Origin of the sequence: Streptomyces sp. NPDC006193, from assembly GCF_040613915.1 — a bacterium.
Taxonomy (GTDB): domain Bacteria; phylum Actinomycetota; class Actinomycetes; order Streptomycetales; family Streptomycetaceae; genus Streptomyces.
Window position 1 is genome coordinate 203,123 of the sequence record NZ_JBEXTB010000004.1, and the last position, 22,785, is coordinate 225,907.

Below are 22,785 nucleotides of genomic sequence, written 5' to 3' on the forward strand. Positions count from 1 at the left end.
CCGGGCGCCCCGGCCGGGACGCAGGGCGCGGACCCGGCGGAACACGCGCCGGCGGCGATGAGGCAGTCTTGTCCCCGTGCCCGAACCCGAATCCCACCCCAGCGACCCCGCAGCACGCCCCGTCCACCCGCACTCCGCGACCCTGAGGCGGCTGGAGAAGTCCTCCGGGAGTCTCGCCGCGCAGGCCATCGCGCGGATGGACGAGACCCTGCCGTGGTACCGGGCCATGCCGCCGGAGAACCGTTCCTGGATCGGGCTGGTCGCCCAGGCGGGCATCGCGGCCTTCACCGAGTGGTTCCGGCGCCCGGACGCGCCGCAGGCGATCTCCACGGACGTCTTCGGGACCGCGCCGCGCGAACTGACCCGTGCCATCACGTTGCGGCAGACCGTGGAGATGGTGCGCACCACGATCGAGGTGATGGAGAGCGCCATCGACGAGGTGGCGGCGCCGGGGGACGAGGCCGTCCTGCGGGAGGCGCTGCTGGTGTACGCCCGCGAGATCGCCTTCGCCACCGCCCAGGTGTACGCCCAGGCCGCCGAGGCACGCGGTGCCTGGGACGCGCGCCTGGAGTCGCTCGTGGTGAACGCCGTGCTGAGCGGGGAGGCGGACGAGGGCGCCGTCAGCCGGGCCGCCGCCCTCGGCTGGAACTCGCCGGAGCATGTGTGCGTCGTGCTCGGGACCGCCCCGGACGGGGACAGCGAGCTGACCGTGGAGGCGATCCGGCGGGCCGCCCGCCACGCCAAGCTGCAGGTGCTCACCGGGGTGCTCGGGGACCGGCTCGTCGTGGTCGCCGGGGGCAGCGACAATCCGCTCGCCGTGGCCAGGTCGCTGATCGGGCCGTTCGCGGCCGGGCCGGTGGTCGCGGGCCCCGTGGTGCCCGATCTGCTGGCCGCCACCCGGTCCGCGCAGGCCGCCGCCGCCGGCCTGAAGGCGTGCTCCGCCTGGCAGGACGCGCCGCGTCCGGTCCTGGCGGACGACCTGCTGCCGGAGCGCGCGATCGCCGGCGATCCGAGCGCGCGCGAGCAACTGGTGGAGGAGATCTACAGACCGCTGGAGCAGGCGGGCTCGGCGCTCCTGGAGACCCTGAGTGTGTACCTGGAGCAGGCGAGCAGCCTGGAAGGCGCGGCGAGGATGCTTTTCGTTCACCCGAATACCGTGCGCTACCGGCTTCGACGTGTGACTGACGTCACCGGGTGGTCGCCCTCCGATGTACGATCCGCGTTCACACTGCGGATCGCGCTCATCCTGGGGCGTCTGGCCGACGGTGATCCTCAGGCATAGGGTTTTGTCGGGGGCCCACAAAAGCCCCTCGTGTTCTTCGTCCCTGTCCCCACGGGCGGCCGTGCCCGTCACCAAGAGAGAGTGTGAGAGTGCTCGTACTCGTCGCTCCCGGCCAGGGCGCCCAGACGCCCGGCTTCCTGACTCCCTGGCTCGAACTGCCCGGCGCCGCGGACCGCGTGGCCGCGTGGTCGGACGCCATCGGCCTGGACCTCATCCACTACGGCACCCAGGCCGACGCCGACGCCATCCGTGACACCGCCGTGGCCCAGCCGCTGCTCGTGGCGGCCGGCATCCTGTCCGCCGCGGCACTCGGTGACATCGTCGACCTCGCGCCCGGCGCGGTCGCGGGCCACAGCGTCGGCGAGATCACCGCCGCCGCCTTCGCCGGGGTGCTGGACGACACGGCCGCCCTCGGTCTGGTCCGCAAGCGGGGTCTGGCGATGGCCGACGCCGCCGCGGTCACGCGCACCGGCATGGCGGCGCTGCTCGGCGGCGACCCCGAGGTGACCGTCCCGCACCTGAAGAAGCTGGGCCTGACCCCGGCGAACATCAACGGCGCGGGCCAGATCGTCGCCGCCGGCACGCTGGAGCAGCTCGCCGCGCTGGAGGAGGACAAGCCGGAGGGCGTCCGCAAGGTCGTCGCCCTGAAGGTCGCCGGCGCCTTCCACACGCAGCACATGGCCCCCGCGGTCGACGCGCTGGCCGAGGCCGCGGCGAGGCTCACGCCCGCCGACCCCAAGGTCGCCTACGTCTCCAACAAGGACGGCGCGACCGTCGCCTCCGGCGCCGAGGTGCTGCAGCGGCTGGTCGGCCAGGTCGCCAACCCCGTGCGCTGGGACCTGTGCATGGAGACCTTCAAGGAGCTGGGCGTCACCGCGCTCATCGAGGTGTGCCCCGGCGGCACGCTGACCGGTCTGGCCAAGCGTGCCCTGCCGGGTGTCGCGACGCTCGCCCTGAAGACCCCCGACGACCTCGACGCGGCCCGCGCGCTCGCCTCCGAGCACGCCCGCGCCTAAGGAGCCGTACATGGCGAAGATCAAGCCCGCCAAGGGCGCCCCGTACGCGCGCATCCTCGGGGTCGGCGGCTACCGCCCGACCCGGGTGGTGCCCAACGAGGTGATCCTGGAGCGGATCGATTCCTCCGACGAGTGGATCCGCTCGCGCTCCGGCATCGAGACCCGGCACTGGGCGGGCCCCGAGGAGACCGTGGCCGCGATGGCGATCGAGGCCTCCGGCAAGGCGATCGCGGACGCCGGCATCGACGCCGGGCAGATCGGCGCGGTGGTCGTCTCCACGGTGTCGCACTTCAGCCAGACCCCGGCCGTCGCCACCGAGATCGCCGACCGCCTCGGCACCGGCAAGGCCGCCGCCTTCGACATCTCCGCCGGCTGCGCGGGCTTCGGCTACGGCCTGACGCTCGCCAAGGGCATGGTGGTGGAAGGTTCCGCCGAGCATGTGCTCGTCATCGGCGTGGAGCGGCTGAGCGACCTGACCGACCTGGAGGACCGCGCGACCGCGTTCCTGTTCGGCGACGGCGCGGGCGCGGTCGTGGTCGGGCCCTCGCAGGAGCCGGCGATCGGACCCACCGTGTGGGGCTCCGAGGGCGACAAGGCCGAGACGATCAAGCAGACCGTCCCCTGGGACCGGTTCCGGCTCGGCGACCTGTCCGAGCTGCCGCTCGACAGCAAGGGCAACATCAAGTTCCCTGCGATCACGCAGGAGGGCCAGGCGGTGTTCCGCTGGGCCGTGTTCGAGATGGCGAAGGTCGCCCAGCAGGCGCTGGACGCGGCCGGGATCACCCCGGACGAACTGGACGTCTTCATCCCGCACCAGGCCAATGTGCGGATCATCGACTCGATGGTGAAGACGCTGAAGCTGCCGGAGCACGTCACGGTCGCCCGTGACATCCGCACCACCGGCAACACCTCGGCCGCCTCGATCCCGCTCGCGATGGAGCGGCTCCTGGCGACCGGGGAGGCGAAGAGCGGCGACACCGCGCTCGTCATCGGATTCGGGGCGGGTCTCGTCTACGCCGCAACGGTCGTTACCCTCCCCTAGGCACTCCGTGCCGGATCATGCGGTCCGGAGCGGAGACAATGCCGTAAACCCGTCTGGATATGGAAGAAGGAGCGCCTGACATGGCCGCCACTCAGGAAGAGATCGTCGCCGGTCTCGCCGAGATCGTGAACGAGATCGCCGGGATCCCCACCGAGGACGTCCAGCTGGACAAGTCCTTCACCGACGACCTGGACGTCGACTCGCTGTCCATGGTCGAGGTCGTCGTCGCCGCCGAGGAGCGCTTCGACGTGAAGATCCCGGACGAGGACGTCAAGAACCTCAAGACCGTCGGCGACGCGACCGAATACATCCTCAAGCACCAGGCCTGAGTCACCGCTCGGGCAGGCTGCTAGGCCCCGCCACCCGGCGGTGGCGCCGTACATCCCGCATCCGTTGGAGAAAGAATCCCCGTGAGCCCGACCAATCGCACCGTGGTCGTCACCGGTATCGGCGCAACCACACCGCTGGGTGGCGACGCAGCCTCGACCTGGGAGGCCCTCGTCGCCGGCAAGTCCGGCGTCGGCTTCCTGCAGCAGGAGTGGGCGGCCGAGCTGCCGGTGAAGATCGCCGCGCAGATCGCCGTCGAACCCGGCGAGATCATCCCCCGCCCGCAGGCCCGCAAGCTGGACCGGTCCGCGCAGTTCGCGCTGATCGCCGCTCAGGAGGCCTGGAAGGACGCCGGTTTCACCGCCAGGGCCGGTGAGGACGCGTCCGTGAACCCCGACCGCCTGGGCGCGGTCATCGCCTCCGGCATCGGCGGTGTGACGACCCTCCTGGACCAGTACGACGTCCTCAAGGAGAGGGGCGTACGCCGCGTCTCCCCGCACACCGTGCCGATGCTGATGCCCAACTCCCCGGCGGCCAACGTCGGCATCGAGCTGGGCGCCCGCGCCGGCGTGCACACCCCGGTCTCGGCCTGCGCCTCGGGCGCGGAGGCCATCGGGTACGCGATCGAGATGATCCGCACCGGGCGTGCGGACGTGGTCGTGGCCGGTGGCACCGAGGCCGCCATCCACCCGCTTCCCATCGCCGCGTTCGGCAACATGATGGCGATGTCCAAGAACAACGACGACCCCCAGGCCGCCTCCCGGCCGTTCGACGCGGCCCGTGACGGCTTCGTGCTCGGCGAGGGGGCCGGCGTGATCGTCCTGGAGTCCGAGGAGCACGCGAAGGCCCGCGGCGCCCGGATCTACGCGGAGGCCGTCGGCCAGGGCATCTCCGCCGACGCCCACCACATCACCCAGCCGGAGCCGTCCGGCAACGGCATCGCGCACGCGCTGCAGAACCTGCTGGACAGCACGGATCTGAAGCCGGCCGAGATCGTGCACGTCAACGCGCACGCCACGTCCACCCCGCAGGGCGACGTCGCCGAGATCAAGGCGCTGCGGAAGGTCTTCGGCGACGACGTCGACCACATGGCGATCTCCGCGACCAAGTCGATGACCGGTCACCTGCTGGGCGGCGCCGGCGGTGTGGAGACCGTCGCGTCGATCCTGGCGCTGGTGAACCGCACGGCGCCGCCGACCGTCAACGTGGAGAACCTGGACCCCGAGGTCAACGCGGACGTCGTCGTCGGCGAGGCGCGGGCGCTGCCCGAGGGGCGGATCGCCGCGCTGAACGACTCGTTCGGCTTCGGCGGGCACAACGTGGTCCTGGCGTTCCGGACCCTCTGAGCACGCGCGGAAGGGCCCTCACCGGCTGGTGAGGGCCCTTCCGCCGTACGGGGGGAGTCCGAGGCGCGTCACGCCTGTCACACCGGCTGCCACACCGACGGTCACACCACCTGGTGCAGCCAGCGCACCGGCGCGCCCTCCCCGGCGTAGCGGAACGGCTCCAGTTCGTCGTCCCACGGCTTGCCCAGGAGCTTGGCCAGCTCGGCCTCCAGGTCGGTCTCCCCGCGCTTGCTGCGCTGCAGGGCCGCGCGCAGCCGGTCCTCGGGGATGAGGATGTCGCCGTGCAGGCCGGTGACCGCGTGGAAGATGCCGAGGTCGGGGGTGCAGCTGTAGCGCTCGCCCTCGGCGGTGGCGCAGGGCTCGGCGGTGACCTCGAAGCGGAGCAGGTGCCAGCCGCGCAGCGCGGAGGCCAGCTTGGAGGCGGTACCGGCCTCGCCCTGCCAGGAGAACTCCGAGCGCCAGGTGCCGGGAGCGGCGGGCTGCCGGATCCAGTCGAGGCTGACGCGTGTGCCGAGCACCCCGGCGACGGCCCACTCGACGTGCGGGCACAGCGCGCGCGGCGCGGAGTGCACGTACAGAACTCCACGTGTCGTCACCGGAACCTCCGGGCAGAGCGGGACATCTTGCGGACTGGCTGGGCGGCAGTGGCACGACGGCCGCGTTGATGGCGAGGCTACCCTGCGGCGGGCCGGGGAGTGTGACGTACCGTCGGTCCCGCTGCCAGGAAAACACCGCCATTCACCCAGGGGGACGCTTGTGCGGTGGTACGCCGTTCCCGGGCGCCCGGCCGGGAACTCCCGCACGTTGTCATGGGAGGGAAGGCCGGACCGAGCGAGGGGAACAGCAGCGATGCGGAAGCGAAGCCACCGTGTGCGGTCCGCCCTCGCCGTCGTGGCGGCCGTGCTGGTGGGCGCCGCCGGGTGCGACGCCGGCGGGGCCCCGGCCGCGCCGCGGGCCGCGAAGGCGCATGCGGCCCGGCCGCCGGTGTGGGACCGCAGCCCGGACTCGATCGCCGCGGTGGGCGACTCCATCACCCGCGGCTTCGACGCGTGCACGGTGCTGTCGGACTGCCCGGAGGCGTCGTGGGCGACGGGCGGTGACTCCAGGGTGGACAGCCTGGCGGTGCGGCTGCTGGGCGCGACGGGGGCGGCGCGGCGCAGCTGGAACTACGCGGTGACCGGCGCCCGCATGGCCGATCTGCCGGCGCAGATGGCGCGGGCGGCCGCGCGCCGCCCGGAGCTGGTGACGGTGCTGGTCGGCGCGAACGACGCCTGCCGGCCGTCGGCGTCGGCGATGACCCCGGTGTCCGAGTTCCGCGCGGACTTCGTCAGGGCGATGGGCGTCCTGCGCTCGGCGCTGCCGAGGACGCAGGTGTACGTGGCGAGCGTGCCGAACCTGAAGCGGCTGTGGTCCGAGGGCCGGACCAGCCCGCTGGGCAAGGAGGTGTGGAAGCTCGGCGTCTGCCCGTCGATGCTGGGCGACGCGGACGACCTGACCGGCGCGGCGATGCTGCGGCGGGACACCGTGGAGCAGCGGGTGGTGGCCTACAACAAGGTGCTGAGGGACGTCTGCGCCGAGGACCGCCGCTGCCGCTTCGACGGCAACGCGGTGCACGACTACCGCTTCGGCACCGGTCAGCTCAGTCACTGGGACTGGTTCCACCCCAGCAGGGACGGCCAGGCGCGGCTGGCGGAGATCGCCTACCGGACGGTCACGGCGGAGAAGCCGTGACCGGGGCGCGGCCGGCGGAGGTTCCGCCGCGTGCCGGACGAGGGCGTGACGGGGGAGGCGAGCCCCGGTCCAGGGGTCAGGTCCCGGACCGGGGCTGTTCGAGGGGGACGGGTCCCCGGTCGCGTGGGGGACTTGTCCCGATCAGACGTTAATCGGCTCGGTCGGCCCGCGGCCGCGCCTGGGCCGTCCGGCGGCGATCCCGTACGAACCCTTCACACACGCCCACGCTTTCGCCGTCCCGCCCCGGGCCCGCCCACGGCGAGGCGCGCGAACCGGGCGCCCTGCCGCCGCCGGCCCGCAGCCGAGTACGGTGGGCGGCGTTCACGGCGCCGGCCCGCGAAGCGGCCCGCACCACGCGCCCCGCAGCGACGGAAGGACATTGAACTCCCGTGATCGGTTTACGTGTTCGCCTCGGTGTGCTCGGCCTGGCCCTGCTGACCGGGGTGTCCGTCCCCACCGCTGCGGCGTCCGCCGCCCCGGCGGCCGGCTCGCCCACCGTCGAGGAGCGGCGGCTGGACGGGGCCGTGCCGCAGGAGATCCTGCGGCGCTCCGGGTTCGACGCCGTGGCCTCCGGGTTCCGTCGCGATCTGGGGCGGGCGCAGTCCTGCGCCCAGGCCCGCCGGATCGTCGGGCGCGAGGGGTCCGCGCTGTGGCGGCGGGCCGTGGAGCGGGCGCAGGGGCGGGGCCCGGCGGGCGGTGATCTGTCCCGGGACGACGACCGGCCGCTGTACTGGGCGCGGCTGGCGATGACCCGCCGGCTGCGCACCTGGGAACCGTCGTTCGGGCTCACCAGCCGGCAGCGCCAGGACCTGCTGGACCGGTTGGAGCGGACCTCGCGCGGTCAGGGCGACCTCCGCTTCCCGGGGAGGCGAGGGCTGCGCCGGGTGCTGCTGACCGGCTTCGACCCCTTCACCCTGGACCGGGACGTCCGCATCTCCAACCCGTCGGGGGCGAGCGCGCTCGCGCTGGACGGCACGGTGATCGAGACGGAGCGGGGGCCGGCGCGCGTCGAGGCGGCCGTGTTCCCGGTGCGCTGGCGGGACTTCGACGAGGGCACGGTGGAGCGGACGCTGCGGCCGTACCTGCCGCGGGCGGACCTGTTCGCGACGGTGAGCCAGGGCCGCGTCGGGCGGTTCGACGTGGAGCGCACCAACGGCGCCTGGCGGGGCGGCTTCCCGGACAACGACGGGGTCTCGCGGACCGGCCCCGTCCCGGTCGCCGACCCGGCGACCCGGCCCCAGTGGACGGGCACCACCCTGCCGTACGCGGCCATCGCGGCGGCGCGGACGGGACCGTTCCCCGTCCACGACCACACGGAGGTGACCGAGATCCCGGCGGGAGCGGTCGATCCCGTCGTACGGCCGGACGGGCCGACCCCCGGCTCCACCGCCCGCGCCGGGGCCGGCGGTGACTACCTGTCCAACGAGATCGCCTACCGGGCCACCCTGCTGCGGGACCGGCTCGGGCTGCACGGCCTGCCCGGCGGGCATGTGCACACGCCCGTCCTGCAGTTCGGGGCCGGCAACACGGACCCGGCGACCGGCGCGGTCACCGATCCGGAGTTCGTGCGCAACCGCCTCGGCATCATCGGCCAGGTGCGGTCGATCGTGGCGGTGGCGCTCGGTGCGGCCGGGCGCGGGCGCGGCTGAGGCCGCGCCCGGCCGGGGCCGGTCACCGCGTGGCGGCGCCGGGGGCCCGGGTCACCGGGCGGTCTGCCGGGTGCCGGGCTTGTCCCCGGCGGGGTCGCCGTCTTCGGCGTTCTCCTCGCCCAGCAGGTCGCGGGCGAGGAGCGTGGCGCCCGCGACCGCGCCCGGCATCAGGAACACCGCGGCGAACGGGACCAGGAAGGCGAGGCCCAGGGGGGTGCCGAAGCCCCAGACCAGGGTCTTGCGGGCGCGCAGCAGGGTCAGGCGGGCGCGCAGGTCGACGCCCCGGCGCTGCAGGGCCACGGCGGCGAGTTCCTCGGTGAGGAAGAAGCCGGTGACGAAGAAACCGATCACGGGGACGACGGTCTGCCCGACGCCCGGCAGGAAGCCGAGGGCGAAGAGCAGCACGCCCCACAGACCGGCCCGGACCAGGACGCGCAGGCTGTCGCGGGCCGAGACCCACAGCTCGCGCCAGAGCGGCAGGCCCGAGTACGGGACGGCGCCGTCGGGCGAGACGTCGGCGTCGACGCGCTCCGAGAGGTTCTCGTAGAAGGGCTGGCCGACCAGCAGGGTGACGGCGGTGAACGTCAGCACGCACAGCAGCAGGCCGAGGGCGAAGAGGACGGCCGTCAGGAAGCCGCGGAACAGGCCCTGCCAGGGGCTCGCCCAGTCGTCGGCGAACGGGGTCGCCCAGGTGACCGCGTCCGCGCCCCACAGGGCGAGCGCGACCAGCGCGGCGGCGTACAGCACCAGCGTGATCAGCCCCGGCAGCAGCCCGAAGCCGTACTGCCGGCCGTGCCGGGCCACCCAGCGCTGGCCCTTCAGCAGATAACCGAAACCCACCCCGAGATCGCGCATGCCGAGGACTCTACTGGCTCGCCGGCCGGGCGGGTCCGTCAGTCGTCCAGCATGCGGCGGAGCAGGTCCCGCAGTGAGCGGCGTTCCTCCTCGGAGAGGCCGGCGAGGGGTTCGCGGGCGAAGTGGAGGCCCTCGCGCAGGTCCCGGGCCACCCGCCGGCCCTCCTCGGTGGCGGCGGCCACCTTCACCCGGCGGTCGGCCGGGTCGGGGCGGCGCTCGACCAGGCCGCGGGACTCCAGGCGGTCCACGATCCCGGTCACGTTCGACGGCTCGCACTTCAGCCTCTGCGCCAGCTTGCGCATGGGCAGCGGCTCCAGCGAGAGCAGGCTGAGCAGCCGGGCCTGCGGTCCGGTCAGCGCGTGCTCGCCCGCCGCCTCCTCGTAGTCCGCGTAGAAGCGGGCCACGACGTCACCGATCAGCTCGACGACCTCCAGGGTGAGCGGGTCGGGGCGGTGGGTCCTCGATGGAGTGGGCATGCCGACCAGGATACCCGGTTACTTGACACCCTGAAATATTCAGGAGCATGGTTGTTTCAGGTACTGAAGTAACAGGAGAGGCCCCATCATGATCAACCGCGAGTGGCACCTGCTCAGCCGTCCCGTCGGCTGGCCGAAGCCCGAGGACTTCGCCCTGGTCGAGGCGCCGGTCCCGGCCCCGGGCGAGGGTCAGGTGCTGGTGCGGAACACCTATCTCTCCGTGGACCCGTACATGCGCGGCCGGATGAGCGCCGCGAAGTCGTACGTGGCCCCCTTCGAGCTGGGCGCGGTCATGCAGGGCGGCGCCGTCGGCGAGGTGGTCGAGTCCCGCGCCGAGGGCATCTCGGCCGGCGACCACGTCCTGCACTTCCTCGGCTGGCGGGAGTACGCGGTGGTGGACGCCCGGCACGCCGTCAAGGTGGGCCCGACGGCCGTCCCCGCCGTCCCGGTCGACGCCGGCGCATGGGACGTGCCCCTGTCGGCGTACCTCGGCGTGCTCGGCATGACCGGCCTGACCGCCTACGCCGGCCTGCTGCGGACCGCCTCCTTCCGGGAGGGCGACGCCGTGTTCGTCTCCGGCGCGGCGGGCGCCGTCGGCAGCCAGGTCGGGCAGCTCGCCCGGCTCAAGGGCGCCTCACGGGTCGTCGGCTCGGCCGGGTCCGACGAGAAGGTCGAGCTGCTGGTGGAGGAGTACGGGTTCGACGCCGCGTTCAACTACCGCAACGGGCGCGTCAGCGAGCAGTTGCGGCGGGCCGCGCCCGACGGCATCGACGTCTACTTCGACAATGTCGGCGGGGAGCACCTGGAGGCCGCCATCGGCTCCCTGAACAAGGGCGGCCGGATCGCCGTCTGCGGCATGATCTCGGTGTACAACGACACCGAGCCCGCCCCGGGCCCGAAGAACCTCGCCCGGCTGATCCAGACCCGCGGCCGCATCGAGGGCTTCCTGGTCGGCGACCACTACGACCTGCAGCCGCAGTTCGTCCAGGAGGTCGGCCCGTGGGTGGCCTCGGGCGCGCTGAAGTACCGCGAGACCGTGGTCGAGGGGATCGAGAACACCCTGGAGGCGTTCCTCGGGGTCCTGCGCGGCGACAACATCGGCAAGATGGTCGTCCGGCTCTGACACCCGGCCGGGGCGCCCGCGCGAGGGGCGCCGCGCGGGGGGCGCGGGGAGCGCACGCGTGACGCCTGCCCGTCCCGGTCGTTGCGCACGACGGCAGCCGCACCCTTGGACGTGGGGTGCGGCTGCGTCGTCACAGGATGCGCGGGCGGCCGGCGGGGGTCAGGTGCACCACCACAGGACGCGGTCGCAGGTCCTGCCGGGCGACGGCCGGGGGCTGGGGGCGGCGGTGGTGGGCGTCGCGGTGGGACTCGCGGCGGGTGCGGTGGGGGCCGGTGCGGCGGGGCTGGCGCCGGGCGCCCCGGAACCCGTGCCGGCCGACTGCCGCTCCCTGCGGGACTTCCCGGCGGAGGGGGAAGCGGCACCCTTGTCCTGGTCCTTGCCCTCCTTGCCCTCCTCCTTGTCCTTCGGGGACGCGGAGGCCGACGCGGAGGCGGAGCCGTCGGGGGAGGCGGAGGCGTCCGCGTCCGGGGAGGCGCCGGAGACGGCGTCGACCGGGACGGCGGTGACGTCCGGCGCGGGGGAGGCCGCGCCGCCGTCCGGCGTGGCGTCCCCGGCGGAGCCGGGCGCGTCGTGGGAGAACGGCGAGAAGGGCACGTCCGTGCCGAGTTCGGCGAGGCTGAGCACGCCCGCCGCGAGCACGAAGCCGGCCGCGACCAGCACGGTGCGGCGACGGCGGCGCCGGTGCGCGGCGGCCTTCCGGTCCCGCCGGCTCCCGTCGTCGCCCGGTCGCCGGCCGGCGGAGGCGGCGGGGTCCTCACCGGCGGCATCGAAGCCGTCGCCCTCGCCGGCCGCGCCGGTCTCCTCCGGCTGCCCGTGCTCCGCGGCCCCGGCCGCGCCCAGGCCGGGGTACGGCTCCTCGGGCGCGTGTCCTTCGTACCCGTGCCCCTCGTCCGCAGGGCCCGGCTGCGCCCCGGCCGGCGGCTGGGCCTGCGCGGGCCCGTGCCCCGTCGTCCGGGCGACCGGCACGCCCGCGGGCACGGCGAGCCGCTCGGCCGGTGTTCCGCACCCCGGGCAGGCCAGGGCGCCGTTGAGGTGCCGTCGGCACGGGAGGCAGAAGTCCATGACGCGGGAAGACTAGAGTCCGAAAACGCTCGGCTTCCAGGTGTGACTGTGAAGGTTCCGTGTGGAATCGGAACGGTTTTCGAAGTCCGCGCCCCAACCGCCACCCGTTCGACCCATTGACACCCCCCTCGCCCCCTCCTTACTGTCACGCCAACATTTCGAACGCGTGACGAAATATCGAACAGGCTGAGGGGCAACTGCCGTGCGCATCACCGGAATCAGCACGCACGTGGTCGGCACACCGTGGCGGAACCTGACCTACGTCCAGGTGCACACCGACGAGGGCATCACGGGGGTCGGCGAGACCCGGATGCTCGGCCGCACCGACGCGCTGCTCGGCTACCTCCGGGAGGCCGAGGCCAACCACATCCTCGGCGCGGACCCGTTCGCCGTCGAGGACCTGGTGCGCCGCATGAAGTACGGCGACTACGGCCGCGCCGGGGAGATCGTGATGTCCGGCATCGCGGTCGTCGAGACGGCGTGCTGGGACATCAAGGGCAAGGCCCTCGGCGTGCCGGTCTGGCAGCTGCTCGGCGGCAGGGTCACCGACCGGGTCAAGGCGTACGCCAACGGCTGGTACACGACCGAACGGACCCCGGAGGCCTACCACGAGGCCGCGCAGCGGGTCGTGGAGCGCGGTTACAAGGCGCTGAAGATCGACCCGTTCGGCACCGGGCGCTTCGAGCTGGACCGCCGGGAGACCCTGTACGCCGTCTCGCTCATCGAGGCCGTACGGGACGCCGTCGGCCCGGACACCGAGCTGATGCTGGAGATGCACGGCCGCTTCTCCCCCGCCACCGCCGTCCGGCTGGCCGGGGAGATGGCCCCGTTCGAGCCGGCCTGGCTGGAGGAGCCGGTGCCGCCGGAGAACCTGAAGGCGCTGCGGAAGGTCGCCGGGAAGGTGGACCTGCCGGTCGCCACCGGTGAGCGCATCCACGACCGGATCGAGTTCCGCGAGCTGTTCGAGGACCAGGCCGTGGACATCGTCCAGCCCGACGTCGGACACATCGGCGGCATCTGGGAGACCCGGAAGCTCGCCGCGACCGCCGAGGCCCACTACATGCTGGTGGCCCCGCACAACGTGGGCGGCTCCGTGCTCACCGCCGCCTCCCTCCAGATCGGCTTCACCACCCCGAACTTCAAGATCCTGGAGCACTTCAACGACTTCGCGGACGCGGAGATCAAGCAGGTGGTCAAGGGGGCGCCGCAGGTCGTGGACGGGTACTTCCACCTGTCCGACGCACCCGGCCTCGGCGTCGAGCTGGACGTCGACGCGGCGGCCGAGTTCCCGCAGCAGCAGGCCCGGTTCGACCTGTGGGCCGAGGGCTGGGAGCAGCGCAGGCCGAAGGGCTCCCGGTGAGTTCCCAGGTCGTGGTCGAGGCGCCCGGCGTGCACCGGGTCGAGGCCCACACGCCCCGCGAGCCGGGGCCGGGCGAGGCGCTGGTGGCCGTGCACGCGGTCGGCGTCTGCGGCAGCGACCGCGAGGTCTACCGGGGCGGCCGGCCCAAGGGGTACGTGCGGTATCCGCTCACGCCCGGGCACGAGTGGTCCGGGACCGTGCGGGCCGTGGGCGCCGGGGCGCCGGCGGACCTCGTCGGCCGCGGGGTCGTCGGCGAGGGCTTCCGCAACTGCCAGGTCTGCGACCGCTGCCACGCGGGCGAGACCACGCTGTGCACGGCCGGGTACGAGGAGACCGGCTTCACCCGGCCCGGCGCCATGGCGGCCACGCTGACCCTGCCCGCCCGGCTGCTGCACGTCCTGCCGGACGGGGCCGACCTCACCGCCGCGGCGCTGCTGGAGCCGGCCGCCTGCGTCGCCGCCGCGGTGCTGAAGGCCGACGTCCGGCCGGGCGAGCGGGTCGCGGTGGTCGGCACGGGCACGCTCGGCATGCTCGCCGTGCAGTTCCTGAGGGCCGTCTCGCCGGCGGAGCTGCTGGTGGTGGGCCTCCGCGACGACCGGGAAGCGCTGTCCAGGCGGTTCGGCGCCACCGGCTTCCGGCTCGGCGGCCGGCGGCTGCCCGGTGACTTCGACGTGGTGGTCGAGGCGGCCGGGTCGGCGTCCGCCGCCCGCTCCGGCGCCGCCCTGCTCCGGCGCGGGGGGCGCCTGGTCCTCACCGGGATCCCGGCGCCGGGCGCGGACGGGCTGGACCCCACCGACCTCGTCGTACGGCAGGTGGAGGTGCGCACGGTGTTCGGTGCGCCGCCGGGCGCCTGGGCGCACGCGGTGCGGGTGTTCGGCGCAGGGCTGCTGGAGCCGCTGCCGCTGGTCACGCACGAGCTGCCGCTGGCCGACTTCCCGCGGGCCATGGAGCTGGTCGGGGCCGGTGATCCGGGCGTGGGCAAGGTGCTGCTGCGCCCCTAGCGACGCCGGCCGGGGCGCGACCTGACGGCGTCCCGGCCGGCGACCCCCCTCGCTCTCCTCCGCCCGTCTTCCCGAACTCCGTCCGACATACCGAACACGAAGGAGGGCTTGTGACCGACGCCTCCGCCCCGGCGGCCCGCCGGCCCGGCGAGCAGGTGCTCGCCGCGCTCGGCCTGGGCGCGCCCGCCCCCGACCCCGCCGACGCCTCCCCCCACACGTTGCCGGGCGGCGGCCGCTGGCGCACCGAGATCCCCTCGTGCGAGGGTCCCGAAGCGCTGGCGGCCGTCCTGGAGGAGGCCGCGCGCCTCGACGTGCCGGTCCACCGGATCAGCCAGGGCAGCGGCGTGTGGATGCTCACCGACGCCGAGATCACCGAGATGGTCGAGGCGACCGGCGCACGCGACATCGAACTGTGCCTGTTCACCGGCCCGCGCGGCACCTGGGACATCGGCGGCTCGGCGCGCTCCGACTCGCGGGGGGCCGGACCGCGCGCCCGGGGCCACGACGCCGTCGCCGGCTGCGTCGAGGACGCCGTCCGGGCCACCGAACTGGGCGTCAGGTGCCTGCTGGTGGCGGACGAAGGCGTGCTGTGGACGCTGCACCGGGCCCGGCAGCGGGGCATCCTGCCGGCCGACACCACGCTGAAGGTCTCGGCGCTCATCGGTCCGGTCAACCCGGCCTCGTACGCGGTGTACGAGCGGCTCGGCGCCGACTCCGTCAACGTGCCCAGCGACCTGACGCTCGATCACGTCACTGAGATCCGCCGGGTGTCCGGCGCCCCCATGGACATGTACATCGAGGCCCCCGACGACCTCGGCGGCTATGTGCGGATGTACGAGGTCGCCGAGCTGATCCGGCGCGGCGCACCGCTCTACCTGAAGTTCGGCCTGTCCAGGGCCCCCGGCATCTACCCGTGGGGCGCCCACCTGCGGGACGTGACCCTGGACACCGCCCGGGAGCGGGTGCGGCGCGGCCGGCTCGCCCTGGACCTGCTCGCCCGGCACGGCGCGGACGGCGACATGGCGCCGCTCGGCTCCCGGCTGCCGGGCCCGCTGCACCGGTTCCCCACCGAAGGCGCCGCCGGATGACCGGCCGGTGCCGCGGGCCGCGCAGTTCCCCGCGCCCCCCTCAGGGCGCTTCCACCGCATTCCCCCCGAACACCTCGACGGAGAGAAGGACAGGGACGATGACCATGCGCACGCGCAGAGGCGCCCTCGCCGCGACAGCCGGAGCGGCCTCGCTCGCCCTCGTCCTCACCGCCTGCGGCCGGAGCGGCGACGGCGGCAGCGAGGAGAAGCCGGGCGACACCAAGGGCGCCACCATCGGCATCGCCATGCCGACCAAGTCCTCCGAGCGCTGGATCTCCGACGGCGCCAACGTCGTGAAGGACCTGCGCGCCAAGGGGTACAGGACCAAGCTGGTCTACGGCGAGGACGACCCGGACACCCAGGTGGCGCAGCTGGAGAACCTCATCACACAGGGCGTCAAGGGCCTGATCGTCGCGGCGATCGACAACAAGTCGCTCGCCAACGTCCTGCAGGAGGCCGCCGACGCGCACATCCCGGTCATCGCCTACGACCGTCTCATCCTCGGCACCCCGAACGTCGACTACTACGCCTCCTTCGACAACGAGAAGGTCGGCACGCTCCAGGGCCGGTACATCGTGCACAGGCTCGGGCTGGACAAGGGCCGCAAGGGCCCGTTCAGCATCGAGCTGTTCGCCGGTTCGAACGACGACAACAACACCAAGTACTTCTTCTCCGGCGCGATGAAGGTGCTCCGGCCCTACCTCGACGACAAGCGGCTGGTGGTCAGGTCCGGGCAGACCGCGCTCAACCAGGTCACCACCCTGCGCTGGGACGGCACCACCGCGCAGAAGCGCATGGAGGACATCCTCACCTCCTCCTACAGGTCCGGCAGGGTCGACGCGGTCCTCTCGCCGTACGACGGCATCTCCATCGGCGTCCTGTCCGCGCTGAAGTCCGACGGCTACGGCTCGGCGGCCAAGCCGCTGCCGGTCGTCACGGGCCAGGACGCCGAGCTGGCCTCGGTGAAGTCGATCATCGCCGGGCAGCAGACGCAGACCGTCTACAAGGACCTCCGCAAGCTCGCCGACGTCGCCGCGACGATGCTGGACGACTCCCTGAAGGGCAAGAAGCCGCAGGTCAACGACACCAAGACGTACGACAACGGCGTCAAGGTCGTGCCCGCCCACCTGCTCCAGCCGGTCAGCGTCGACAAGTCCAACTACCGCGAGGTCCTGGTCGGCGGCGGCTACTACACCGAGTCCGAGCTGAAGTGACCCGCTCCTGTCCCCTCTTCGATCGGAAGGTACGGCCATGGCGGGACCCGTCCTGGAAATGCGCTCGATCGTCAAGACCTTCCCCGGTGTCACGGCCCTGTCGGACGTCACCCTGAGCGTCCGGCGGGGCGAGGTCCACGCCGTCTGCGGGGAGAACGGCGCCGGCAAGTCCACGCTGATGAAGGTGCTCTCCGGCGTCCACCCGCACGGCAGCTACGGGGGCGACATCCTCTTCGAGGGGGAGGTCTGCCGGTTCAGGGACATCCGGGCGAGCGAGCGGCGCGGCATCGTCATCATCCACCAGGAGCTGGCGCTGGTGCCGCACCTGTCCCTCGCGGAGAACCTCTTCCTCGGCAACGAGCACGCCCGGCGCGGCATCGTCGACTGGCGGGAGACCCTGCGCCACGCCACCGAACTGCTGCGCCGGGTCGGCCTCGACGAGCACCCGGAGACCCGGGTCGCCGACGTCGGCGTGGGCAAACAGCAGCTCGTGGAGATAGCCAAGGCGCTGTCCAAGCGGGTGCGGCTGCTGATCCTGGACGAGCCGACGGCGGCCCTGAACGACGAGGACAGCGGCAAGCTGCTCGACCTGATCCTGGAGCTGAAGAACCAGGGCATCACCTCGATCGTCATCTCCCACAAGCTGAACGAGATCCGCCGGGTCGCCGACTCGGTGACGATCCTCCGGGACGGCCGGTCCGTCGAGACCCTCGACGTGAGGGCGCCGGAGACCACCGAGGAGCGGATCATCGCCGGCATGGTCGGCCGCGACCTCGACCACCGCTTCCCCGAGCGCACCCCGCACCGGCCGGAGCAGGGGGCGGCACCGGCGCTGGAGATCCGCGGCTGGACCGTGTTCCACCCGATCGACCAGCGGCGCAAGGTCGTCGACGACGTGTCGCTGCACGTCGGCCGCGGGGAGATCGTCGGCATCGCCGGCCTGATGGGCGCCGGCCGCACGGAACTGGCGATGAGCGTGTTCGGCCGGACGTACGGCCGGTACGGGGGCGGCACGGTCTGGAAGGACGGCAGGCGGATCCGGACGAGGACGGTGGCGGAGGCGATCGGGCACGGCATCGCCTACGTCACCGAGGACCGCAAGCACTACGGCCTCAACCTCATCGACACCGTCGCCCGGAACGTGACGCTGACCGCGCTGGACAAGGTCGCGCACCGGGGCGTGGTGGACGAGTACCGGGAGCGGCAGGTCGCCGAAGGCTTCCGGACCGCCATGAACATCAAGGCGCCCACGGTGTTCGAGCCGGTGGGCAAGCTGTCCGGCGGCAACCAGCAGAAGGTCGTGCTCAGCAAGTGGATCTTCGCCGAACCCGATGTGCTGATCCTGGACGAGCCGACCCGCGGCATCGACGTGGGCGCCAAGTACGAGATCTACACGGTCGTCGACCAGCTCGCGGCCCAGGGCAAGGCGGTCCTGCTCATCTCCTCCGAACTGCCCGAACTGCTCGGCATGTGCGACCGCATCTACACGATGGCCGCCGGGCGGCTGACCGGTGAGGTGCCGCGGGCCGAGGCCACGCAGGAAGCGCTGATGCGCCGTATGACCAAGGACACGCAGGACGAAGAGGTGAGGCGATGAGCACGGACGTGACCGCCGGGGCCCCGGCCCCCGCGCCGCCGGACGGGAGCGGACCGGCCGCCGGCGGCGGACTGCTGCGGCTGATGCTGACCGGCCTGCGCCGCAACATGCGCCAGTACGGCATGCTCATCGCGCTCGGCCTGATCGTGGCGCTCTTCGCGGTCTGGACCGACGGCGACCTGCTGCTGCCGCGCAACGTCTCCAACCTGGTGCTGCAGAACAGCTACATCCTGATCCTCGCGATCGGCATGATGCTCGTGATCATCGCCGGGCACATCGACCTGTCGGTCGGCTCGCTCACGGCGTTCACCGGCGCCTTCGCGGCCGTGCTCACCGTCCAGCACGGGGTGTCCTGGCCCATCGCGCTGGTGCTGTGCCTGCTGGCCGGCGCGGCCGCCGGGGCGGTGCAGGGCGCTCTGATCGCCTATCTCGGCATCCCGTCGTTCATCGTCACCCTCGCCGGGATGCTGCTCTTCCGCGGCCTGACGGAGATCCTGCTCAAGGGCCAGACCCTCGGCCCGTACCCCGGCGGGATGCAGAAGCTCGGCAACGGCTTCCTGCCCGAGGCCGGCCCGGACACCGACTACCACAACCTCACCCTGCTGCTCGGGCTCGTCCTGATCGCCGCCGTGGTGCGGCAGGAGTTCCGGGACCGCCGCCGCCAGCAGGAGTTCTCCCTCCGGGTCCTGCCCGCCCGGCTGTTCCTGCTCAAGCTGACCGCCCTGGTCGCCGCGGTCCTCGTCCTCACCCTGCTGCTCGCCAGCTACAAGGGCGCCCCCGTCGTGCTGATCGTCCTGGGCGCGCTGGTCGCCGGGTACGGCTACGTCATGCGCAACGCGGTCTTCGGCCGCCACGTCTACGCCATCGGCGGCAACCTGCCGGCGGCCAAGCTGTCCGGGGTGAAGGACAGGAAGGTCACCTTCCTGGTCTTCCTGAACATGGGCGTGCTCGCCGCCCTCGCGGGCCTGGTGGTCGCCGCCCGGCTGAACGCGGCCTCGCCGAAGGCCGGCGTCAACTTCGAACTGGAGGCCATCGCCTCCTCGTTCATCGGCGGCGCGTCCATGAGCGGCGGGGTCGGCACCGTCCTCGGCGCCATCATCGGCGGCCTCGTCCTCGGCGTGCTCAACAACGGCATGAACCTCCTCAGCGTCGGCACCGACTGGCAGCAGGTCATCAAGGGCGCGGCCCTGCTGGTGGCGGTCGGGTTCGACGTGTGGAACAAGCGCAGGTCCGGCGCGTAGGCCGGCGCCCGGCGTGTGAACCCGTTCACATCGCGGGCGAGTTGAACGCCACAACCGCCCCCTCCGTATCCAAGGACGGCCCGCGCTCCCCGCCCGGGCCGCCCCGAACGGAGGTCCCCTTGGCCGGCAACGTCACCTCGTTGTTCCGCGGCACCGCCGCGCACAGCCCCTCCATGGCGGCGCTGACGCGGGAGGGCGGCGACGCGGCCGGACCGGTGGACTTCTGCATCCCCTGCAACCCGTACTTCCCGACGCCGGCCATGTTCGAGGAGATGGCGGCCCGGCTGCGCGACATCATCACGTACTACCCGAGCGGCGCCGACACCATCACCGGCGAACTGTGCGGGCTCCTCCAGCTGCCGCCGCAGTGCGTGGCGATGGGCAACGGCTCCACCGAGCTGATCACGTGGATCGACCACCTCCTCGTCCGCGAGTCCCTGGCGGTCCCCGTCCCGACCTTCGGCCGCTGGACCGACCAGCCCATGGAGACCGGCAAGCGCGTCGACATGTTCCCGCTCCAGGAGGCGAACGGCTTCGCCCTGGACCTCGACCGGTACGCCGAGTTCATCCGCGCCCGCGGCACCCGGGTGGCGGTGATCTGCAACCCCAACAACCCCGACGGCGGCTACCTGCGCAAGCAGCAGGTCGTGCAGTTCATGGACGCCATGGCCGGCCTGGACCTGGTGGTGATCGACGAGTCCTTCCTGGAGTTCGCCGACGCGGAGGCGGAACCGAGCGTCGTCCAGGAGGCCATGCTCCGCCCCAATGTGATCGTGCTGCGCAGCCTCGGCAAGAACTTCGGCCTGCACGGCATACGCTTCGGCTACCTCGTCGCCAACCCGGCGCTCGCCGGCAAGGTCCGCTCGATGCTGCCGAAGTGGAACCTCAACTCCTTCGCCGAGCACGTGGTGTTCATGCTGAAGGAGCACGGCGCCGAGTACGCGCAGAGCCTCCAGCAGGTCCGCCGCGACCGGCTGGAGATGGCCGCGCAGCTCTCCGCGCTCCCCGGTCTCACCGTCTACCCCTCCCAGGGCAACTTCCTCTTCGTGCGCCTGCCCGTCGGCGCCGAGGGCACCGTGGTCCGCGACCGGATGCTCACCGAGCACCGGATCCTGGTCCGCGAGTGCGGCAACAAGATCGGTTCCTCCAGCCGCTTCCTGCGGCTCGTGGTGCGCCCCCAGGTCGACGTGCGTCGCCTGGTGTCCGGCCTGGAACAGGTGCTCTACGGGTCCGGGAGGGAGGCCGCCGTACCCGAGCAGGGCACCGAGACCGGCTACAGCTCGGGTACGGCGGCCGTCGACCGGCTGATCAGCGAGACCAACGGGGCCGGCCTGCCGTTCGCCGCCCCCGCTCCGGCCGCCGGCACCGGCATGCCGCTCCCCGCCGCCGTGACCCCGGCCGGCGGGATGCCGATGCCGGCGGCAGCCCAGCCCGCACCCGCCCCGGTCCCGCAGCCGGTCCCCGCCCCGGTCCCGCAGCCGACGTTCACACCGCCGCCCGCGCCCGTCCCGGCGCCGCCCGCGCCCGTCGCCCCTCCCCCTCCCCCGGCGCCCGCGCCCGTCGCGCCTGCCGCGGCCGTCGCGCCCACCCCGCCCGGTGTTCCGGCGCGCGGCGGGCTCACCGCGGCCCAGGTGCGCGGGATGACGGCCCCGGCCCCCGCCCAGGGCCTGACCCCGGCCCCGGCGACGGGCTGGCCGAACGCCCAGAGCTGGCCCGACGCGGCCGGGGGCCAGGCGGCCGGCTGACCGCGGCCGGGCGCCCCGCCCTCAGCCCCGCGGTCCCCGACCGCCGGGCCGCCGGCCGGGCAGGTCGACCTCGGCGCGCACGGTCTTCCCCGGCGGATCGCGGTCGACCACCTCCCACCGGTCGGCCAGCGCGTCCACCAGCACCAGCCCGCGTCCCGCCTCCGCCAGGGGCACAGGCTCACGTACGTCCTGCGGGGCGGGCGGGCGGCGCTCGGCGAGGGTGTTGCTGACCTCGATCCGCACACTCCCGGTGACGAGAGCGACCCGCAGTTCGAAGTCACGCCCCGGCACCCGCCCGTGGGTCACGGCGTTGGCGGCGAGTTCGGCGACGATCACGGCGACGGCCTCGGCCGTCCGGGAGCCGGGCGGAATGCCCCAGTCGTCGAGCTGGGCGAGCGCGAGCCGTCTGGCCAGGCGAGCGCCGCGGGGCGTGGAGCTGAGCCGCTGCGTGAGCACGGCCGCGCGGACGGGTGGTGCTGTCATGGGGCCCAATGTGGCCGCTGGGACGCCCCCTTCACCAGGTCCGACCCGCGTACGCCGCGCGAGCGTACGCGGTTACGCGCTGGACAGTACCGATTACGGCACGTGACCATGGGGGCCGGGAGGTGGCCGAGGTGGTCGTAGTATGTGAGCCTGAGCCGTCCGACAGCTTGCGGACGTTCGGGGCGGTGGTGCAGGCGCTGCGGGAGTATCACCGGCTGAGCCGGGAGGAGCTGGGGCGGCACGTGGGCTACTCCAAGCACACCGTTGCGTCGGTGGAACTGGGCAGGCGCATGCCGGACACCGTCTTCGTCGAGGCGGCGGAGAGCGTGCTGGGGAACACGGGCGCGTTACGGAAGGCAGCGGGGCACCTGGTGCGGCAGCCGGGACTGGCCTCCTGGTTCCAGCGGTGGGCCACACTGGAGAAGACCGCCATCCACCTGTTCAACTACGAGTGCAGGATGATTCCCGGCCTGCTGCAGACGGAGGCGTACGCACGGCAGCTGTTCGCCGATGAGCTGCCGCCGCTGACCGACGCCCAGATCGAGGCCACGTGGGCCGCCCGTGCGGCGCGGCAGCGCCTGCTGCGCGAAAGGCCGAACACCGCGTTCAACTTCATCATCGAGGAGCACGCGTTCCTCCGCCGCACAGGCGGTGCGGAGGTCACCCGTGAGGTGATCGACCACATCCTCGACCTCGCGCGATCACGCAACGTGGAAGTACAGATCATGCCGCTTCTCCAGCGGTCGCACGCCGGGCTGCACGGGCCGATCGCTCTGCTGGAGACCCCCGCCCACAAGTGGTTCGCGTACAGCGAGGGGCAGGAAAGCGGTCAGTTCATCTCCGACGCGAAGGTGATCAGCACACTCCAGAGCCGGTATGCCAGGATTCGTTCGCAGGCTCTCACCATCGCGGACTCCGTGAGCCTGCTGCAACGGATTCGAGGAGACCTATGAGCAACCCTGAACTGGCGTGGTTCAAGAGCAGCTACAGCAGCGGATCCGGTGACAACTGCATCGAGGTCGCCCGCACTCCCACCGCCGTCCACGTCCGCGACTCCAAGGCCCAGGACGGCCCCCGGCTGACCCTCTCCCCCGCCTCCTGGTCGGCTTTCGTGGGGCACGCCGGGAAGTGATAGGAGGGGGCGCGG

General features: G+C 73.0%; 22 protein-coding genes. 17 read left to right on the forward strand and 5 right to left on the reverse strand.

Going from position 1 to position 22,785, the window contains the following annotated elements:
• The first annotated feature begins 76 nt into the window (after positions 1 to 76).
• The 5 genes from fasR to fabF all read left to right on the forward strand — a co-directional run bounded on the left by fasR (position 77) and on the right by fabF (position 5,013).
• A complete protein-coding gene (fasR, locus tag ABZ261_RS06345; protein WP_356855872.1) occupies positions 77 to 1,282 on the forward strand; it encodes a fatty acid biosynthesis transcriptional regulator FasR in 1,206 nt (401 codons plus the stop codon).
• 89 nt (positions 1,283 to 1,371) lie between these two features.
• On the forward strand, positions 1,372 to 2,298 hold the full coding sequence (locus tag ABZ261_RS06350) for an ACP S-malonyltransferase (protein WP_356855874.1): 927 nt from the start codon (positions 1,372 to 1,374) through the stop codon (positions 2,296 to 2,298).
• A 10-nt stretch (positions 2,299 to 2,308) separates the two neighbouring features.
• Positions 2,309 to 3,340: a ketoacyl-ACP synthase III gene (locus tag ABZ261_RS06355; RefSeq protein WP_356855876.1), complete on the forward strand. Its 1,032-nt coding sequence runs from the start codon at positions 2,309 to 2,311 to the stop codon at positions 3,338 to 3,340.
• 80 nt (positions 3,341 to 3,420) lie between these two features.
• Positions 3,421 to 3,669: an acyl carrier protein gene (locus ABZ261_RS06360; protein ID WP_014672482.1), complete on the forward strand. Its 249-nt coding sequence runs from the start codon at positions 3,421 to 3,423 to the stop codon at positions 3,667 to 3,669.
• Between the two features lie 81 nt (positions 3,670 to 3,750).
• The gene (gene fabF, locus ABZ261_RS06365; protein WP_356855878.1) at positions 3,751 to 5,013 is read left to right on the forward strand and encodes a beta-ketoacyl-ACP synthase II; all 1,263 of its coding nucleotides are present in this window, start codon (positions 3,751 to 3,753) and stop codon (positions 5,011 to 5,013) included.
• Positions 5,014 to 5,114: 101 nt separating this feature from the next.
• Here the strand turns inward: fabF and ABZ261_RS06370 are convergent, their stop codons facing one another.
• Positions 5,115 to 5,609 (reverse strand): DUF3145 domain-containing protein, encoded by a 495-nt coding sequence (locus ABZ261_RS06370; protein ID WP_356855880.1) that lies wholly within the window; start codon positions 5,607 to 5,609, stop codon positions 5,115 to 5,117.
• A 253-nt stretch (positions 5,610 to 5,862) separates the two neighbouring features.
• Here ABZ261_RS06370 and ABZ261_RS06375 point away from each other — a divergent pair, with 253 nt between their 5' ends.
• Positions 5,863 to 6,744: an SGNH/GDSL hydrolase family protein gene (locus ABZ261_RS06375; RefSeq protein ID WP_356855882.1), complete on the forward strand. Its 882-nt coding sequence runs from the start codon at positions 5,863 to 5,865 to the stop codon at positions 6,742 to 6,744.
• Positions 6,745 to 7,133: 389 nt separating this feature from the next.
• Entirely contained in the window at positions 7,134 to 8,393 is a 1,260-nt protein-coding gene (locus ABZ261_RS06380) for a pyroglutamyl peptidase (RefSeq protein ID WP_356855884.1), read from the forward strand.
• Between the two features lie 51 nt (positions 8,394 to 8,444).
• Here ABZ261_RS06380 and ABZ261_RS06385 read toward each other — a convergent pair whose 3' ends face one another.
• Together ABZ261_RS06385 and ABZ261_RS06390 are read right to left on the reverse strand one after the other, a co-directional pair.
• A complete protein-coding gene (locus tag ABZ261_RS06385) occupies positions 8,445 to 9,248 on the reverse strand; it encodes an EI24 domain-containing protein (protein WP_356855886.1) in 804 nt (267 codons plus the stop codon).
• A gap of 38 nt (positions 9,249 to 9,286) precedes the next feature.
• The gene (locus ABZ261_RS06390; RefSeq protein WP_356855888.1) at positions 9,287 to 9,724 is read right to left on the reverse strand and encodes a MarR family transcriptional regulator; all 438 of its coding nucleotides are present in this window, start codon (positions 9,722 to 9,724) and stop codon (positions 9,287 to 9,289) included.
• Positions 9,725 to 9,812: 88 nt separating this feature from the next.
• On the opposite strand from ABZ261_RS06390, the gene ABZ261_RS06395 reads away from it, so the two are divergent.
• Positions 9,813 to 10,847, forward strand: a complete 1,035-nt coding sequence (locus ABZ261_RS06395; RefSeq protein WP_356855890.1) for an NADP-dependent oxidoreductase — start codon at positions 9,813 to 9,815, stop codon at positions 10,845 to 10,847.
• A gap of 159 nt (positions 10,848 to 11,006) precedes the next feature.
• Here the strand turns inward: ABZ261_RS06395 and ABZ261_RS06400 are convergent, their stop codons facing one another.
• Positions 11,007 to 11,909: a hypothetical protein gene (locus ABZ261_RS06400; protein WP_356855892.1), complete on the reverse strand. Its 903-nt coding sequence runs from the start codon at positions 11,907 to 11,909 to the stop codon at positions 11,007 to 11,009.
• A 202-nt stretch (positions 11,910 to 12,111) separates the two neighbouring features.
• Here ABZ261_RS06400 and ABZ261_RS06405 point away from each other — a divergent pair, with 202 nt between their 5' ends.
• From ABZ261_RS06405 to ABZ261_RS06435, 7 genes are all read left to right on the forward strand, one after another.
• A complete protein-coding gene (locus tag ABZ261_RS06405) occupies positions 12,112 to 13,269 on the forward strand; it encodes a mandelate racemase/muconate lactonizing enzyme family protein (protein ID WP_356855894.1) in 1,158 nt (385 codons plus the stop codon).
• Positions 13,266 to 14,270, forward strand: a complete 1,005-nt coding sequence (locus ABZ261_RS06410; protein WP_356855896.1) for an alcohol dehydrogenase catalytic domain-containing protein — start codon at positions 13,266 to 13,268, stop codon at positions 14,268 to 14,270. The genes ABZ261_RS06405 and ABZ261_RS06410 overlap by 4 nt, the downstream gene beginning before the upstream one ends.
• A gap of 110 nt (positions 14,271 to 14,380) precedes the next feature.
• Positions 14,381 to 15,358, forward strand: a complete 978-nt coding sequence (locus ABZ261_RS06415; RefSeq protein WP_356855898.1) for a hypothetical protein — start codon at positions 14,381 to 14,383, stop codon at positions 15,356 to 15,358.
• A gap of 104 nt (positions 15,359 to 15,462) precedes the next feature.
• Complete coding sequence (gene chvE / locus ABZ261_RS06420; RefSeq protein WP_356856152.1) at positions 15,463 to 16,572, forward strand: multiple monosaccharide ABC transporter substrate-binding protein; 1,110 nt, start codon at positions 15,463 to 15,465, stop codon at positions 16,570 to 16,572.
• Positions 16,573 to 16,609: 37 nt separating this feature from the next.
• Complete coding sequence (mmsA, locus tag ABZ261_RS06425) at positions 16,610 to 18,169, forward strand: multiple monosaccharide ABC transporter ATP-binding protein (RefSeq protein WP_356855900.1); 1,560 nt, start codon at positions 16,610 to 16,612, stop codon at positions 18,167 to 18,169.
• Positions 18,166 to 19,410, forward strand: coding sequence for a multiple monosaccharide ABC transporter permease (gene mmsB, locus ABZ261_RS06430; protein ID WP_356855902.1), 1,245 nt, complete (start codon positions 18,166 to 18,168; stop codon positions 19,408 to 19,410). Before mmsA ends, mmsB begins: the two co-directional genes overlap by 4 nt.
• A 119-nt stretch (positions 19,411 to 19,529) precedes the next feature.
• Entirely contained in the window at positions 19,530 to 21,155 is a 1,626-nt protein-coding gene (locus ABZ261_RS06435) for a histidinol-phosphate transaminase (RefSeq protein WP_356855904.1), read from the forward strand.
• A 21-nt stretch (positions 21,156 to 21,176) separates the two neighbouring features.
• Here the strand turns inward: ABZ261_RS06435 and ABZ261_RS06440 are convergent, their stop codons facing one another.
• Positions 21,177 to 21,638, reverse strand: coding sequence for an ATP-binding protein (locus tag ABZ261_RS06440; protein ID WP_356855906.1), 462 nt, complete (start codon positions 21,636 to 21,638; stop codon positions 21,177 to 21,179).
• A 122-nt stretch (positions 21,639 to 21,760) separates the two neighbouring features.
• Here ABZ261_RS06440 and ABZ261_RS06445 point away from each other — a divergent pair, with 122 nt between their 5' ends.
• Entirely contained in the window at positions 21,761 to 22,591 is an 831-nt protein-coding gene (locus tag ABZ261_RS06445) for a helix-turn-helix transcriptional regulator (protein ID WP_356855908.1), read from the forward strand.
• A complete protein-coding gene (locus ABZ261_RS06450) occupies positions 22,588 to 22,770 on the forward strand; it encodes a DUF397 domain-containing protein (RefSeq protein ID WP_356855910.1) in 183 nt (60 codons plus the stop codon). Before ABZ261_RS06445 ends, ABZ261_RS06450 begins: the two co-directional genes overlap by 4 nt.
• Positions 22,771 to 22,785: the final 15 nt, after the last annotated feature.